Origin of the sequence: Streptomyces sp. WM4235, from assembly GCF_001279725.1 — a bacterium.
GTDB lineage: Bacteria > Actinomycetota > Actinomycetes > Streptomycetales > Streptomycetaceae > Streptomyces.
In genome coordinates this window covers 72,534-87,364 of the sequence record NZ_LGDE01000447.1, presented here as the reverse complement: position 1 = coordinate 87,364, position 14,831 = coordinate 72,534, and the positions used below count along the sequence as shown (strand labels likewise).

Annotated in this window: 14 protein-coding genes; 8 read left to right on the top strand and 6 right to left on the bottom strand. The window is 72.5% G+C overall.

Annotation, left to right across the window (positions count from 1 at the left end; translation table 11 throughout):
* Positions 1-57 precede the first annotated feature (57 nt).
* The 3 genes from ADK55_RS30615 to ADK55_RS30605 form a co-directional block, all read right to left on the bottom strand.
* Entirely contained in the window at positions 58-924 is an 867-nt protein-coding gene (locus ADK55_RS30615) for an ABC transporter permease (protein WP_053683330.1), read from the bottom strand.
* On the bottom strand, positions 917-1,873 hold the full coding sequence (locus ADK55_RS30610; protein ID WP_078999598.1) for an ABC transporter permease: 957 nt from the start codon (positions 1,871-1,873) through the stop codon (positions 917-919). The genes ADK55_RS30615 and ADK55_RS30610 overlap by 8 nt, the downstream gene beginning before the upstream one ends.
* Before the next feature lie 109 nt (positions 1,874-1,982).
* Positions 1,983-3,596, bottom strand: a complete 1,614-nt coding sequence (locus ADK55_RS30605) for an ABC transporter substrate-binding protein (RefSeq protein WP_053683328.1) — start codon at positions 3,594-3,596, stop codon at positions 1,983-1,985.
* Between the two features lie 226 nt (positions 3,597-3,822).
* Here ADK55_RS30605 and ADK55_RS30600 point away from each other — a divergent pair, with 226 nt between their 5' ends.
* Both ADK55_RS30600 and ADK55_RS30595 read left to right on the top strand, forming a co-directional pair.
* The gene (locus tag ADK55_RS30600) at positions 3,823-4,788 is read left to right on the top strand and encodes a fibronectin type III domain-containing protein (RefSeq protein ID WP_053683326.1); all 966 of its coding nucleotides are present in this window, start codon (positions 3,823-3,825) and stop codon (positions 4,786-4,788) included.
* A gap of 165 nt (positions 4,789-4,953) precedes the next feature.
* Positions 4,954-6,978, top strand: coding sequence for an ATP-binding protein (locus ADK55_RS30595; RefSeq protein ID WP_053683324.1), 2,025 nt, complete (start codon positions 4,954-4,956; stop codon positions 6,976-6,978).
* Positions 6,979-7,119: 141 nt separating this feature from the next.
* Here ADK55_RS30595 and ADK55_RS30590 read toward each other — a convergent pair whose 3' ends face one another.
* Complete coding sequence (locus ADK55_RS30590) at positions 7,120-7,305, bottom strand: DUF5999 family protein (protein ID WP_053683322.1); 186 nt, start codon at positions 7,303-7,305, stop codon at positions 7,120-7,122.
* 156 nt (positions 7,306-7,461) lie between these two features.
* Between ADK55_RS30590 and ADK55_RS30585 the strand changes: the two genes are divergently transcribed.
* Together ADK55_RS30585 and ADK55_RS38090 are read left to right on the top strand one after the other, a co-directional pair.
* Positions 7,462-7,899 (top strand): Immediate-early protein 2, encoded by a 438-nt coding sequence (locus ADK55_RS30585; RefSeq protein ID WP_053683442.1) that lies wholly within the window; start codon positions 7,462-7,464, stop codon positions 7,897-7,899.
* Positions 7,900-7,967: 68 nt separating this feature from the next.
* Positions 7,968-8,618 (top strand): hypothetical protein, encoded by a 651-nt coding sequence (locus ADK55_RS38090; protein WP_053683320.1) that lies wholly within the window; start codon positions 7,968-7,970, stop codon positions 8,616-8,618.
* Between the two features lie 99 nt (positions 8,619-8,717).
* Here the strand turns inward: ADK55_RS38090 and ADK55_RS30575 are convergent, their stop codons facing one another.
* Complete coding sequence (locus ADK55_RS30575; protein ID WP_053683318.1) at positions 8,718-9,947, bottom strand: acyl-CoA dehydrogenase family protein; 1,230 nt, start codon at positions 9,945-9,947, stop codon at positions 8,718-8,720.
* A 217-nt stretch (positions 9,948-10,164) separates the two neighbouring features.
* On the opposite strand from ADK55_RS30575, the gene ADK55_RS30570 reads away from it, so the two are divergent.
* The gene (locus ADK55_RS30570; RefSeq protein WP_053683316.1) at positions 10,165-10,809 is read left to right on the top strand and encodes a TetR family transcriptional regulator; all 645 of its coding nucleotides are present in this window, start codon (positions 10,165-10,167) and stop codon (positions 10,807-10,809) included.
* Positions 10,810-10,845: 36 nt separating this feature from the next.
* Here the strand turns inward: ADK55_RS30570 and def are convergent, their stop codons facing one another.
* Positions 10,846-11,445: a peptide deformylase gene (def, locus tag ADK55_RS30565; RefSeq protein ID WP_053683433.1), complete on the bottom strand. Its 600-nt coding sequence runs from the start codon at positions 11,443-11,445 to the stop codon at positions 10,846-10,848.
* Positions 11,446-11,568: 123 nt separating this feature from the next.
* On the opposite strand from def, the gene ADK55_RS30560 reads away from it, so the two are divergent.
* The 3 genes from ADK55_RS30560 to ADK55_RS30550 all read left to right on the top strand — a co-directional run bounded on the left by ADK55_RS30560 (position 11,569) and on the right by ADK55_RS30550 (position 14,774).
* Positions 11,569-12,807, top strand: a complete 1,239-nt coding sequence (locus ADK55_RS30560) for a Mur ligase family protein (protein ID WP_053683314.1) — start codon at positions 11,569-11,571, stop codon at positions 12,805-12,807.
* Positions 12,808-12,827: 20 nt separating this feature from the next.
* On the top strand, positions 12,828-13,556 hold the full coding sequence (locus ADK55_RS30555; protein ID WP_053683312.1) for a type 1 glutamine amidotransferase: 729 nt from the start codon (positions 12,828-12,830) through the stop codon (positions 13,554-13,556).
* 189 nt (positions 13,557-13,745) lie between these two features.
* Entirely contained in the window at positions 13,746-14,774 is a 1,029-nt protein-coding gene (locus tag ADK55_RS30550) for a 6-phosphofructokinase (protein ID WP_053683310.1), read from the top strand.
* Positions 14,775-14,831: the final 57 nt, after the last annotated feature.

Here is a 14,831-nt window from a genome sequence, read left to right as displayed (position 1 = left end):
GGAGCCCCGTCGCGGGGGTCTCGGCGCGGCCGGCGGGGGTCGGGGGCGGCTCCACGGTCACAGGGTCGGCTCCGAGCGGCGGCGGGGGTTGAGGCGGTCGCGCCAGGCGGCCGCGAGGCCGGCGATGGCCAGGGTCGGGACGATCAGCAGCAGGCCCGGGAAGAGGGTGGGCCACCAGGCCCCCACGAGGAGCGAGCCCCGTGCGGTCTGTACGAGGGTGCCCAGACTGGCCTGGTGGGAGGGGAGTCCGAGCCCGAGGAAGGACAGCGCCGACTCGTGCCACATCGCGTGCGGGATCATCAGCACGGCGGCGAGCCCCGCCTGGGGCATGACTCCGGGGACCAGGTGGCGGACCGCGACCCGCCACCGTGAGGCGCCGCCCGAGACGGCGGCGTCCACGAAGGGCCGCGACCGCAGTGACAGGACCTCGGCCCGGACGATCCGGGCGGTGGACAGCCAATGGGTCAGGGCCACCGAGACGACCACCGGCCACACCCCGGGACGGAACATCGCCACGATGAAGATGCCGAGCAGCAGGTGCGGGATCGAGGACAGGGCGTCGACGACCCGCATCACGAGCCGGTCGGTCCAGCCTCCCCACGCGCCGGCCGCCGCGCCGACGGCGGTACCGATCACCGTGGCGACGAGCGCCGCCACCAGGCCGACCAGCAGGGACACCCGCAGCCCGTAGACGCAGCGCAGCAGCAGGTCGCGGCCCACGTCGTCGGTTCCGAAGGGGTGTTCCCAGGAGGGTGGCAGGAGCTTCGCCGACAGGTCCACGGCCTGTTGGTCGAGGTGTGCCAGCGGTGGGACGAGCAGGACCGCCAAGGCGATCACGGCCATGGTCAGGGCGCAGGCGCGCACGCGCGGTCGGCGCGTGGGGCGGTGGGCGCGGCCGGGGGCGCGCCAGATGGTGTCAGCCATCGAAGCCCACCCTGGGGTCGGCGAGTCCGTACAGCAGATCGGACAGCAGGTTCCCGGCGAGCACGGCCGCGGTGGCCGACACCGTGAGGGCGGCGAGAAGTGGGAAGTCGACGGAGGTGGCGGCCTGCACGGTGGCCGCCGCGACGCCGGGCCAGCTGAACACGGTCTCCACCAGCAGCGCCCCGGTGATCAGTTCGGGCACCCGTGATCCGATCAAGGTCAGCATCGGGAGCATCCCGGAACGCAGCGCGTGCCCGATCAGGATCCGTCGCTCGGCCACGCCTCGGGCCCGGGCCCCGCGCACGGGGTCCTCGTCCAGGGCGTCGGCCACGCCCTGGCGTACGTACAGGAAGAACCAGGGCAGTTGGGAGATCCCCAGGACGAGCGCCGGCAGCACCAGGTGGGACGTGACCTGGCCGGGGCTGACCACGTCGTCGGAGGCGTCCGTGAGGCCGCCGGAGGGCAGGACACCGAGCTGAACGGAGAAGAACCAGATGGCCAGCAGGCCCAGCCAGAAGACCGGGGCCGCTTCCAGGGTGTAGGCGAGCGCGGAGACGGCGCGGTCGAGCGGGCCGCCCTGTCGCCGGGCCGCGAGGACCCCGAGGGCCGTACCGGCGAGCACGGCCAGCGCGAAGGCGCAGAGGGCGAGCAGCGCCGACCAGCCGACCCGTTCGGTGAGGACGTCGCCGACCGGTTGGCGCATGACGGAGGAGGTTCCGAGGTCTCCGGTGAGGGCGGAGGTGAGCCACTCCCACCAGCGTGCGACCAGCGGCTGGTCGACGTCGAGGTTGGCGCGCAGTTGGTCGAGTTCGGCCTGCGAGGCGGTGAGGCCGGCCGTGCCGGCGTACGCCTTGACGGGGTCGAAGGGGGACATCGCGGCGACGGCGAACACCCCGAAGGTGACGGTGAGCAGGACGGGGCCGGCGAACAGGGTGCGCCGGCCGGCCATGCGCGCCATCGGCCCCCAGGGGACGCGGGAGGAGCGGGGGGTCACGTCGTCGGGTTCACTGCGGCAGGTCACGTCGTCGGGTTCACAACGGGAGGTCACGTCGTCGGGTTCATTTCCGCTTCGGCTTCCAGTTCTCGATGTTCCACCAGGGGCCGGCGCCGAGGCCGTGGTCGTGCGGCTCGACCTGGGTGGTGAGCCCCTCCCACTTGTCGTCGACCACGTACAGGTGGTCGATGTGGGTGAGGAAGACGTATCCGGGGTTCGCGAGCAGTTCCCGCTGCACGGTGTCGTACGCGGCCTTGCGCGCGGCCGGGTCGCCGCTCTCGCGGCCGTCGAGGAGCGCCTGGTCGACGGTCTTGTTGTCGTACCGGGCCATGTTGTTGAAGCCGTCGCCGGCCAGTGTGGAGTGGAGCAGCAGGTACTGGTCGAAGTCGGGGTCGGCCGGGGAGCCGCCGCCGGCGAGGACGGCGTCGGTCTTCATCCGGGGTTCGATGACCTCCCAGGTACCGGCCTCGGTCTTGACCTCGATGCCGGCCTTCCTGGCGTCGGAGGCGAAGGCGAGTGCGTGGTCCTGGCGGATCTTGTCGCCGGAGGTGTACCAGAGCGGGAAGGACGCGCGGATGGCGTCCTTGGTGCGGATGCCGTCGTCCGCGGTCTTCCAACCGGCCTCGTCGAGGATCCGCTTCGCCTGGTCGAGGTCGTACGCCCGTTCCGTGCCGGCCGTGAACCAGGGGCTGTCGGTGGGGACCGGCCCGTAGGCGGGCTTGCCCGCGCCCTCCAGGAGCTTGTCGACCATGGTCGTGCGGTCGACGGCGAGGTCCAGCGCCCGGCGGACGGCCGTGTCACCGGTGACGGCGTGGGCGGTGGGGAGGGTGACGTTGCGGTAGTCGAAGGTCTTGGCCGCGTGGAGGGTGCGCGCCGTGCCCTTGGCCCCGCCCTTCCCGGCGAGGGCCTTGGCCAGGGCGGGCGGGAGGATCGCGCCGTCGAGTTCGCCGGAGCGCAGCCGGGTGGCGCGCACGTCGTCGTCCTTGATGACGACCATGGTGAACTTCTTCACGGCGGGCTCGCCGCCCCAGTAGGTCGGGTTGGCCTTGAAGCCGATCTTCTCGCCCCTGGACCAGCCGGTGAGGACGTAGGGGCCGGTGCCTACGGGCCGGGTGGTGAAGTCGCCGCTGTTGACGTCCTGCCGGCCCGCGATGTGCTCGGGCGCGATCGGCAGCACGGTCCGCTCGGCGAACGGCGCGTAGGGGTACTTCAGGGTGAAGACGACGGTGTCGTCGCCCCGGGCGTGCACGCCTTGGATCGCGTCGAGTTCGGTCTTGGAGGCGTTGTTGGTCTTCGCGTCCAGGATCGTCCGGTAGGTGAAGACGACGTCCTTGGCGCCGAAGGGATGTCCGTCGCTGAACTTCACGCCCTGGCGGAGCCGGTACGTGTAGGTGCGTCCGTGGGCGGAGACCTCGGGCAGGGCCTCGGCCAGGGCGGGCCGCAGCCTCATGTTCGCGTCGTGCGTGAGCAGTCCGTCGAAGATCTTGGAGTTGCCGTCCTTGCCGTACCCGAGGAGGGGGCTGAGGCTCTCCGGTTCGGTCGCGATGCCGACGACGGCGGTATCCGCCGCGCGGCCCGGGTCGCCTCCCGACGAGGGCGCCGAGCAGGCTGCCGCGCCCGTGAGGAGCGTGGCGGCGAGCGTCGTGGCGGCCACTGCTCGTACCGACCGGGCCGTCATGCGATCCACATCCCCGTATACCTGCTTTTCTTACTGTTTAAGATCATCTCTTATTGCAAAGAGATCGCAATAATGCCAGATGGGGCGGGGAGAGACGAAACCGGCCGCCCGGCCGGCTTCCGTTACGCACCCAACCCCCGGCGGGACCGCCGAGGTCTTGCCCGCCCCCCGCCGGGCGTGCCATATATGTCTAGACCTTTACGAGGAAGCGGCGGAAGGCACCTCCTTGCGACACTCCGCGCGAAGCGCCGTCCCCGCGCTCTGCCTCTGCCTGGCACTCGCCACGGCGTGCGCCCCGGACGGCGACACCGACCCCCCGCACGCCCCGGCGGAGCTCACCGCACAGGCCGGCAGCGCCACCTCGGTGCACGTCATGTGGCGAGCGGCCCCGGACAGCGAGGGGGTGACCGGCTATCAGGTCTTTCAGGGCGACCACCTGGTCCGCGAACTCCCGGCCGACAAGACGATGGTGGACGTCACGGGCCTCGCCCCGGTGACCTCCTACACGTTCACGGTTCGGGCCCGGGACGCCGCCGGCAACCGCTCCGCGCTCAGCGAGCCCGCCCGGGCGACCACACCCGCGGCGAAGGCCGAGGACCGGCGGGCCCCCTCGGCGCCGCCCACCACCACGGGCCGCGCCGAAGGCCCCCGAGCGGCCCGGCTGAGCTGGACGGCGGCGACGGACGACACGGGCGTCACCGCGTACGACGTCCACCAGGGCGGCGTACGCGTCCACACGGCCGGCGCCGGAGAGAGCGCCACCACCGTGACCGGACTCCAGCCGGGCACCCGCTACAGCTTCACCGTCCGCGCCCGGGACGGCGCCGACAACACCTCCCCCGACGGCCCGACGGTGGAACTGACCACGCCGCCCGATCCCGGGCAGGGCCCGGACACCGCGCCGGGCGGGCTCACGGCGACCGCCTCCCCCGGGCTGGTCGACCTGTCCTGGACCGCCCCGGCCACCGGTCGCCGCACCGACGAGTACCAGCTCTACGTCAACGACCGGCCCGTCACCGTCATCCAGTTCGGGGCCGGCGCGGCGCTCCCGTCCGGCACCGGAAGGGTGGAGCACCGGCTCACGGTGACCGAGCCGGCCGGCACCGTGTGGGCCGTGAAACTGCGCGCGCGACTGCCCGACGGCAACTGGGGGGCGTTCACCGCGGAGACCCGCGTGGTCCTCGCCCGGTGAGGGTCCGCACCCGTGCGCCTCGCACGGTGGAACATGCGGCGATCTGACCGAACGCCCCTGTCGCCACACGAGATCACGCACAATACATCCGTGTTCGGTGAGTACTCGTTCAACAACAGTCAGCCAGTTTCCGCAGGCGGCCACCCCGGGCCGGGCGCTGGTCCAGTGCCGGGAAACCTGCCGCCGCAGTCGCCGGGCTTCGTCGGACGGGAACGTGAACTCGCCCACCTGGAGCACCTGTTGCCGGGCCGGCGACTGATCACGCTGACCGGGGTGGGCGGGGTCGGCAAGACCCGGCTCGCCCTGCGCGCCGCCGCCGCGTCCGGGCCCGAACGACCCGACGGGGTCTGGTGGGTCGAACTCTCGCCCTTGCGCGACCCCGACCTGCTCACCGCGACGGTGGCCCACACCGTCGGCCTCGCGGACCACTCCGCCCGGTCGCTGGACGAGGAACTGTGCGCCTGGATGGCGGACAAGAAGCTCCTCCTGGTCCTCGACACCTGCGAGCACCTGATCGCGGCCTGCCGGCACCTCGTGGGGGAACTCCTGCAGTCCGCACCGGACCTGACGGTGTTGACCACCTCGCGCGAACCGCTCGGCAGCCCCGGGGAACAGCTCGTCGAGGTGCGGCCGCTGCCCTTCGAGGGGCCGGACAGCGACGCCCTCGCCCTCTTCCGCCGGCGGGCCGTCGCCGCGTCCCCGCCGGCCGCCGCCGCCTTCGACGACCCCGGGCGGGCGACGATCGCCGCCGAGGTGTGCCGCCGGCTCGACGGGATCCCGCTCGCGCTCGAACTGGCGGGCGCGCGGCTGCGGTCGTGGACCCTCGAACAGATGGCACAGCGGCTGGGCGCGCGATTCGACGTGCTGGCCGACTCCGACGACGCCCTGCTCCCCCGGCACCGGACGATGCGGACCACGATCGGCTGGAGCCACGAGCTGTGCGAGCCGGTCGAACGACTGCTGTGGGCCCGCCTGTCGGTGTTCACCGGGGACTTCGACGTGGCCGCCGCCCGGGCGGTCTGCGCGGGCGGCCCGCTGCCCGCCTCCCGGGTCGAGCGGGTCCTGGCGGGCCTCGTGGCCAAGTCCGTGGTCCGGCGCACCGAGGAGCGCGGGACGGGGATCCGCTACCGGATGCTGGACACGATCCGCGAGTACGGACACGACTGGTTGACGGAGCTGGGCGAGGTGCGCACGGTCGCCGACCGGCACGCGCACTGGTACCTCGCGCTCGCCCAGGCCGCCGACCGGGGGTGGATGGGGCCGGGCCAGGTGGACTGGTACCGCAGGATGACCGCCGAACACCCGCAACTGCGCACGGCGCTGGAACAGTTGCTGGGGTGCGAGCCGGCGGCCGCCCAGGAGATGGCCGGGGCGCTCTGGTTCTTCTGGTTCGCGTGCGGGCACGTCCATGAGGGTCGCGCCTTCCTGGAGCGGTCCCTGCGCTCGGGCCCGCGCACGGGCGCCGGGTACACGCAGGCGCTGTGGGCGCTCGGCCTGACGGTGCTGCTCCAAGGCGACCTGGACGCGGCCCGCGGGCTCGGTGAGGAGTGCACCCGCTCGGCGGACCGACTGGCCGACCCGGAGCGCGAGTTGCGGGCCGCCTACCTGCACGCCGTGGCGGTGATGATGCCCGGCGACTCGGTGCGGGCCCTCACGCTGGCCGGCCCCAGGGCGCGGGCGGGACACGGCGGGCGCTCCAGTGGTCCGGGCTGGCTGCTGTGCCGGCTGGCCACCGGCTTCGCGCTGTGCGACCTGGAACGCTTCGAGGAGGCCGCCGAGGAGGCGCGGGGCCTGCGCGAGGCGTGCGCGGAACTGGGCGAACGCTGGTTGCGGGCCTACGCGGACTACATCCTGGCCATGTCCGCGCTGGGCCTCGGGCACCACGGGGAGGCGGCCCGCCACGCCAGGGCCATGCTGTCGGGCAAGCGACTGCTGGGCGACCGGTTCGGCATCGCGCTCGGCCTGGACCTGCTCGCGGCGGCGGTGGCGGGCCTCGGCGACGGGGAACTGGCGGCGCGGCTGCTGGGCACCGGGCACGCCTGGTGGCGCACGGTGGGGCGACCTCAGATGGGTGGCTCGCCCGCGTTGACGGCCCTGCGGGACGAGGGCGAGCGGCGTGCCCGCGCGGCGATCGGGGACGCGGCGTACGAGACGGCGTTCCTGGGCGGCACGGCGGCGGCCACCGGCTGACCCTCAGCAGGTGGCGCGTGTCTCCGGGGCTCCCGTCAGTACGGGAGGGGTCTGCCCGACGGTGTACGGAGGTCCAGGTCTCGGGGTGCGGGCTTGGGGACGGGCTTGCGGATCAGCTGCTGGCGCATGCTGCCTCCTCGCTCAGACAAGGGCCGGTCGGCGGGGTTCCACCGTGCGGCCGTCGGGGAGCAGTTCACCTGTGTCGTCGAAGACCACGGCACCGTTGCAGAGCAGGCTCCAGCCCTGTTCGGGGTGGAAGGCCACGGTGTGGGCGGCGTCGTGATCGGCGCTGTCGGCGGTCGGGCAGGGGGGCTGGTGGGAGCACATCGGCGCATCTCCTCGCAGAGTGGGGCGGGAGGGCCGGTGGTCACCCGGTCGAATCCGCGATCCACGGTGGCGGTGAGTATTGCTGATCGCCGCCCCCGGACGGAACCCATATCGGGGGTCCAGTTCAGGGTGTGTATGCCCGATTACGATGCGCTCATGCCCGCTATCCGGCTCGTTCGCACGACGACCCTCCCGCCCTCCGAGGCCTGGCTCCGGCTGACGGAATGGGAGCGCCACGGCGCAGAGGTCCCCTTCACCCGGACGACCGTCGAGACGGCGCCGCCGACGCGCGTCGGAACGCTGTTCACGGCGCGGACGGGCGTGGGAAGGCTCACATTCGACGACCCCATGGAAGTCACCCTCTGGAGGCCTCCGGCGGGGGCCGCCGCGGGGCTGGTGCGCCTCGTGAAACAGGGTCGGGTGGTCCGGGGCTGGGCGGAGATCGAGGTTCGGCCCCACTTCCCTTCCGGAGCGCAGGTCCACTGGCGCGAGGAACTGAGCCTGCGCGGGCTGGGGCGCCCCTTCGACCCGCTCGTCGCGGCGGCGGGCCGCTTCCTCTTCGGCCGGGCCCTCGATCGGTTGTTGGGGACATGATGAATCCCGTTAGGGTGCCTTGGATCACCGCGCCCGGTGATCCAACCGACTCCTCCAAGGGGACCAAAGTGGCCACTCCACCACCGCAGCAGGGCTCGGTCCCGCAGCACCAGCACAACCCGTACGCGCAGCCGCCCGGCCACGGGAACCCGTACGCGCAGCCGCCGCAGCAGCAGCCGGCGGGGCACGGCAACCCGTACGCGCAGCAGCAGCCCGGCGCCGGCGCGCCGCAGCCGGCGGGACACGGCAACCCGTTCGCCGCGGGCGTGCCCGGACAGGACGCCCCCTCCCCCTACCCGGGCCACCAGGCACCGCAGCAGGGCGGCCACGGCTGCCGGCTGTGCGGGGCCCAGCCGGCGGCGCAGGCGACCGTCCGGGGCCACCAGGGCATGGTCCTGATGATGCGCTCGCTGAGCGTGCAGGGACCCTTCTGCCGTGACTGCGGGACCGCGACCGTCCGGGACATGTCCGCGAAGACGCTCTGGCAGGGCTGGTGGGGGCCGATGTCCCTGCTCCTCACCCCGATCACGGTGCTGCGCAACCTGGGCCCGCGGTCGACGTTCGCCAAGCTCCCCGCCCCGCAGGGCGGCTTCCGCGCGCCGCTGGACCCGGGCAGGCAGCTGCGTCGGCGTCCGCAGGCGCTGGTCGTCTCGGTGCCGATGGCCCTGACCCTGCTGTCCTACGCGACGCTCATCGTCATCGCCGTTGCCGGGGGCTGACCGGCGTCCGATCGACATGACCGTGCCCCGGCGGGCCATGGGCACGCCGGGGCACGGTCGTTCCCGGTGACGGGAGGCGGCTGGGACGAGAGAGCCGACCTAGCGGATCGGCATCCCCGAGATCGTGCGGGCGATCACCAGGCGCTGGATCTCGCTCGTGCCCTCGAAAATCGTGTAGATCGCGCTGTCCCGGTGCATGCGCTCCACCGGGTATTCGCGGGTGAACCCGTTGCCGCCGAGGATCTGGACCGCCTGGGCGGTGACCTTCTTGGCGACCTCGCTCGCGAACAGCTTCGACATGGACCCCTCCGCGGCGGTGAAGGGCTTGCCCGCTGTCGCCATCCAGGAGGCCCGCCACACCATCAGCCGGGCCGCGTCGATCTGCGTCCGCATGTCGGCGAGTTGGAAGGCCACGCCCTGGTTGTCGATGATCGGCCGACCGAACTGGGTCCGGGTCTTGGCGTAGTCCAGGGCCACTTCGTAGGCCGCGCGGGCCGTGCCCACGGCCATCGCGCCCACCGCCGGGCGGGAGGCCTCGAAGGTGGCCATGGCGGCGTTCTTCACGCGCTCGCCGCCGCCGGCCCTGGCCCGCTCGCGGGCACGGGCGAGCCGCTCGTCGAGCTTCTCCTTGCCGCCGAGGAGGCAGGATCCCGGGACGCGGCAGTCCTCCAACACCACCTCGGCGGTGTGCGAGGCGCGGATGCCGTGCTTCTTGAACTTCTGGCCCTGTGACAGGCCGGGGGTGTTCGGCGGCACGATGAAGGAGGCGTGCCCCTTGGTGCCGAGCTCGGGGTCGACCACGGCGACGACGATGTGGACGTTGGCGATGCCGCCGTTGGTCGCCCAGGTCTTGGTGCCGTTGAGCACCCACTCGTCCTTCGCCTCGTCGTAGACCGCGCGGGTGCGCATCGCCCCGACGTCCGATCCCGCGTCCGGTTCGGAGGAGCAGAAGGCCGCGACCTTCACGTCGTTCTGGTCGCCGTACATCTGCGGGATCCAGGTGCCGATCTGCTCCTCGGTGCCGTTGGCGACGACGCCGATGGCGGCGAGGCCGGTGCCGACGATGGACAGCGCGATGCCCGCGTCACCCCAGAAGAGCTCTTCCATGGCCATCGGGATGCCGAGGCCGGTGGGGTCGAAGAACTGCTGCGCGTAGAAGTCGACGGAGTAGATGCCGAGCTTGGCGGCCTCCTGGATGACGGGCCACGGAGTCTCTTCGCGCTCGTCCCATTCCGCGGCGGCGGGCCGGATCACGTCGGCGGCGAAGCCGTGGATCCAGTCCCGGACCTGCTTCTGGTCGTCGTTGAGCTCCATGGTGAACTCCGCCATGTCCCCTCCAGCTGTCTCATGCACGTACGGTTGCCCACCCCGGGTGGTTACCAGCGGTAACCACATCGAGGGCCACAGTCTGTTACCGACGGGTAAGCAGTGTCAAGCGGGGCCCGTTCGGCCCGGAGGGCGGCCGTCGAGTCGATCGACGGGGCGTGTGGGGTGTTACGTTGCGTGGGCGTCACGCACATCGCAAGGGCGGGGAGAGAAACACGTCATGGAGACCACTCAGCAGGCCGGCGAACCGGGAGCGGCCGAACGCCGGCGCCGGGAGTTGCTCGAAGCCGCCGACCGGGTCGTGCTCAGGGACGGCCCGAAGGCCTCCATGAACGCCATCGCGGCCGAGGCGGGCATCACCAAGCCCATCCTGTACCGGCACTTCGGCGACAAGGCGGGGCTCTACCAGGCCCTCGCCGTCCGGCACACCGACGCGCTGCTCGACTCACTGCGGGCCGCGCTCGACGCCCCGGCCGAGCGCCGCCGCCGGGTCGAGGCCACCCTGGACACCTACCTCGTCGCGATCGAGGCCCGCCCTCAGGTGTACCGCTTCCTGATGCACCCCGCCGAGGACTCGCACACCGCCGAGCGCGGCTTCGACGTCGGCCTCCACTCGGCCCCCCTGCTGCGCCGGCTGGGCGAGGAACTGGCCCAGGTCATCGGCGAACGCGTCGACCTCGGCCCCGGCGGCGAGCGCCTCGCCCGGGTCTGGGGCCACGGCATCGTCGGCATGATGCACGCCGCCGGGGACTGGTGGCTCGGCGAACGCCCCTGCGAACGGGCGGAGTTGGTCACGGCCCTCACCGACCTCCTGTGGGGCCGGCTGGCGACCGCCGGCAACCGGGCGGACGGCCCCGGCTTCTGACCGGCCGGGCGGGCCGCCGACCGGACCGACCCGGGCCTACCCCCGGCCCTCGCCCGCGTCCGCGGGTCGGCTCCGCTCGCCCAGCCGGGCGATTCCCCGCGCGCCCCACGGCGTACGGCGGATCGCCCGCAGCAGCCTGGTTCGGCGCCACCCGGTGACCCGGGCCGCGTAGACCGTGCCGTCGAGGTGGTCGCACTCGTGCTGGAGGCAGCGCGCGAAGAACCCGGTCCCCTCGACCCGAAGGGGCGCGCCGTCGGAGGTGAACCCCTCGACGACCGCGCGGTCGAAGCGGACCGTGCCGGCCTCCAGGCCGGGCAGCGAGAGGCAGCCCTCGGGGCCGCGGAACCCGTCCCCGTCGGCCGTGACCAGCCGCGGGTTGACGATGTGCCCGACGTGGCGGACGTCCTCGTCGTCGGGGCAGTCGTACACGAACACCCGCCGGCCCACGCCGATCTGGTTGGCGGCCAGGCCGACGCCCTCGGCGGCGTACATCGTCGCGAACATGTCCTCGATCAGCCGGTGGAGCGGCGGCCCGAATTCGGTGACCTCCGCGCAGGCCGAGTGGAGCACCGGATCGCCCAGCAGGCTCATGGGGCGGACGTGTCCGGTGGTGCCGGGAATGGGGCGCTGTCGCATGGCGGTAAGGGTACGACGGGCGAACATATGAGGAGATCCGCGACGTCTCGGGGGCGCCGCGGTCAAGGCTCCGGCAGGTACTGGATAGGCTGGGGCCGACCGACGCAAGGAGGACAAGGGACGATGGCAGGCAACACGGAGCCGCTTTCGCCGCGGGCCAAGCTGGCCGTGACGGCGGGCAAGGCCGCGGCGGCGGTGTCGCGGGCCGCGGGACGCGGAAGCGGATCGGTGATCGGTGGCAAGGTCGCACTCAGGCTCGACCCCGATCTCCTCGGCGCGCTGGCGCAGCATCTCGATGTCGTCCTCGTCTCCGCGACGAACGGCAAGACCACGACGACCCGACTGATCGCGGAGGCCCTGCGGGCCAGCGGTCCGGTCGTCTCGAACGCGCTCGGCGCGAACATGCCGGCCGGCATCACCTCGGCGCTCGCCGGCGGCTCGGACGCCAAGTACGGCGTCATCGAGGTCGACGAGAAGTACCTGGCCGGAGTGGCCCGGGACGTCACGCCCAAGGTGATCGCCCTGCTGAACCTCTCCCGCGACCAGCTGGACCGCGCCGCCGAGACCCGCATGCTCGCGGAGAAGTGGCGCGAGGGGCTCTCGGGCTCCAAGGCCGTCATCGTGGCGAACTGCGACGACCCGCTGATCGTGTGGTCGGCCTCGTCCTCGCAGAACGTCGTGTGGGTGGCCGCCGGCCAGGAGTGGAAGGACGACGCCTGGTCGTGCCCCTCCTGCGGTGGCGTCATGCAGCGCCCGGGCGACGACTGGTTCTGCGGCGAGTGCGGTTTCCGGCGTCCCACCCCGAGCTGGGTGCTCTCCGGTGACCACGTGCTCGACCCGCACGGCAGCGCCTGGCCGATCCACCTCCAGCTGCCCGGCCGCGCCAACAAGGCGAACGCCGCCACCTCGGCCGCCGTGGCCGCCGTGTTCGGCGTCCCGCCGCAGGTCGCGCTGGAGCGGATGTACCAGGTGCAGGCCGTGGCCGGCCGCTACGACGTGGTCAACTTCATGGGCCGCGAGCTGCGGCTGCTGCTCGCCAAGAACCCGGCGGGCTGGCTGGAGACGTTCTCGCTGATCGACCCGCCGCCCACCCCGGTGATCCTGTCGGTGAACGCGCGCGGCGCCGACGGCACCGACACCTCCTGGCTGTGGGACGTCGACTACCCCCGGCTGGCCGGTCACCCGATCTTCGTGATCGGCGACCGCAAGCTGGACCTCGCGGTCCGCCTGGAGGTCGCGGGCCTGGACTTCCGTGTCTGCGAGACCCTCGACGAGGCCGTCCAGTTGGCTCCGCCCGGACAGATCGAGCTGATCGCCAACTACACCGCCTTCCAGGACGTGCGCCGCCGCGTCGGCAACTAGTACCCACAGAGGACAAGAGCATGAGCGACAACAGCCTGCGTCTGGTCTGGGTCTACCCCGACCTGCTCAGCACGTACGGAGACCAGGGCAACGCCCTCGTGGTGGAGCGCCGGGCGCGCCAGCGCGGCCTGGACGTGCAGCGCGTGGACGTGCGCAGCGACCAGCCCATCCCCACCTCGGGCGACATCTACCTGATCGGCGGCGGTGAGGACCGCCCGCAGCGACTGGCCGCGGAGCGCCTGGTGCGCGACGGCGGTCTGGAGCGCGCCGTCTCGAACGGGGCGATCGTCTTCTCGGTCTGCGCCGGGTACCAGATCCTCGGCACCGAGTTCGTCAACGACATGGGCGAGCGCCAGCAGGGCCTCGGTCTGCTGGACGTGGTCACCGTGCGCGGCGAGGGCGAGCGGTGCGTCGGCGACGTCCTCGCGGACATCGACCCGCGGCTGGGTCTGCCCCCGCTGACGGGCTTCGAGAACCACCAGGGCGTCACCCACCTCGGCCCCTCCGCCAAGCCCTTCGCCCGCACCCGGCTGGGTCGCGGCAACGGCTCCGGGGACGGCACGGAGGGCGCGTACAACGACACCGTCTTCGGCACGTACATGCACGGCCCCGTGATGGCCCGCAACCCGCTGATCGCGGACCTGCTGCTCAAGCTGGCCCTCGACGTGAACGCGCTGCCGGCCATAGACGACCGCTGGTACGAGGCGCTGCGCAACGAGCGCATCGCGGCGGCCACGCAGCCCGCGTAACCCGCGCGCCACGTCCCGTACGGCCCGGATTCCCCAGGGGGTCCGGGCCGACGTGCGTTCGTACCGCGGGTCCGCCCAGCATGTGGAGGATGGTTCAGTCCATCGGGGATCCGCTTGTAGGGTGACAGGTAGTTCCAACCGGACGACGTGGTCCGGTCGTCGGCCCACGTTGCAAAGGTTCTTCCTGCCATGCGCATTGGTGTGCTCACTTCCGGAGGCGACTGCCCCGGCCTCAATGCCGTCATCCGCTCCGTCGTGCACCGCGCCGTCGTCGACCACGGCGACGAGGTGATCGGCTTCCTCGACGGCTGGCGCGGCCTCCTGGAGTGCGACTACCGCAAGCTCGACCTCGACGCCGTGAGCGGCATCCTGGCGCGCGGCGGCACGATCCTCGGCTCCTCCCGGGTCCAGCCCGCGCACCTGCGCGACGGCGTGGAGCGGGCGCGCGGTCACCTCGCGGACCTCGGCCTGGACGCCGTCATCCCGATCGGCGGCGAGGGCACCCTGAAGGCCGCGAACCTGCTGTCGCAGGGCGGCCTGCCGATCGTCGGCGTCCCGAAGACCATCGACAACGACATCGCGTCGACCGACGTCACCTTCGGCTTCGACACCGCCGTCGGCGTGGCCACCGAGGCCCTGGACCGGCTGAAGACCACCGCCGAGTCCCACCAGCGCGTGATGGTCGTCGAGGTCATGGGCCGGCACACCGGATGGATCGCCCTGCACTCGGGCATGGCGGCCGGCGCCCACGCGATCGTCGTCCCGGAGCGCCCCTTCGACATCGACGAGCTGACCGCGATCGTCGGCGAGCGGTTCTCCGCCGGCAAGCGGTTCGCGATCGTCGTGGTCGCCGAGGGCGCGAAGCCCGTAGAGGGCGGCTCGATGGCCGTCGAGGCCGGTGGCACCGACATCTACGGCCACGAGCGGTTCGCCGGGATCGGCAACCGGCTGGCCGTGGAGTTGGAGGAGCGCCTCGGCAAGGAGGCCCGACCGGTGATCCTGGGCCACGTCCAGCGCGGCGGCACGCCCACCGCGTACGACCGGGTCCTCGCCACCCGCTTCGGTTGGCACGCGGTGGAGGCCGCGCACCGGGGCGAGTTCGGCATGCTGACCGCGCTGCGCGGCACCGACATCGTGATGGTGCCGCTCGCGGACGCCGTGCAGACCCTCAAGACGGTCCCGGCCGAGCGCTATGAAGAGGCGGAGACCGTTCTGTGATGTTTCCCCCCTTCTGACACGACACCGCCCCCGGACGCTTCGGCGTTCGGGGGCGGC

What these genes read in the sequence shown, in the direction of transcription:
- ADK55_RS30615 (WP_053683330.1), bottom strand. Translation starts at nt 924, where the DNA reads ATGGCTGACACCATCTGGCGCGCCCCCGGCCGCGCCCACCGCCCCACG.
- ADK55_RS30610 (WP_078999598.1), bottom strand. Translation starts at nt 1,873, where the DNA reads ATGGCCGGCCGGCGCACCCTGTTCGCCGGCCCCGTCCTGCTCACCGTC.
- ADK55_RS30605 (WP_053683328.1), bottom strand. Translation starts at nt 3,596, where the DNA reads ATGACGGCCCGGTCGGTACGAGCAGTGGCCGCCACGACGCTCGCCGCC.
- ADK55_RS30590 (WP_053683322.1), bottom strand. Translation starts at nt 7,305, where the DNA reads ATGTGCTCCCACCAGCCCCCCTGCCCGACCGCCGACAGCGCCGATCAC.
- ADK55_RS30585 (WP_053683442.1), top strand. Translation starts at nt 7,462, where the DNA reads ATGCCCGCTATCCGGCTCGTTCGCACGACGACCCTCCCGCCCTCCGAG.
- ADK55_RS30575 (WP_053683318.1), bottom strand. Translation starts at nt 9,947, where the DNA reads ATGGCGGAGTTCACCATGGAGCTCAACGACGACCAGAAGCAGGTCCGG.
- ADK55_RS30570 (WP_053683316.1), top strand. Translation starts at nt 10,165, where the DNA reads ATGGAGACCACTCAGCAGGCCGGCGAACCGGGAGCGGCCGAACGCCGG.
- def (WP_053683433.1), bottom strand. Translation starts at nt 11,445, where the DNA reads ATGCGACAGCGCCCCATTCCCGGCACCACCGGACACGTCCGCCCCATG.
- ADK55_RS30560 (WP_053683314.1), top strand. Translation starts at nt 11,569, where the DNA reads ATGGCAGGCAACACGGAGCCGCTTTCGCCGCGGGCCAAGCTGGCCGTG.
- ADK55_RS30555 (WP_053683312.1), top strand. Translation starts at nt 12,828, where the DNA reads ATGAGCGACAACAGCCTGCGTCTGGTCTGGGTCTACCCCGACCTGCTC.
- ADK55_RS30550 (WP_053683310.1), top strand. Translation starts at nt 13,746, where the DNA reads ATGCGCATTGGTGTGCTCACTTCCGGAGGCGACTGCCCCGGCCTCAAT.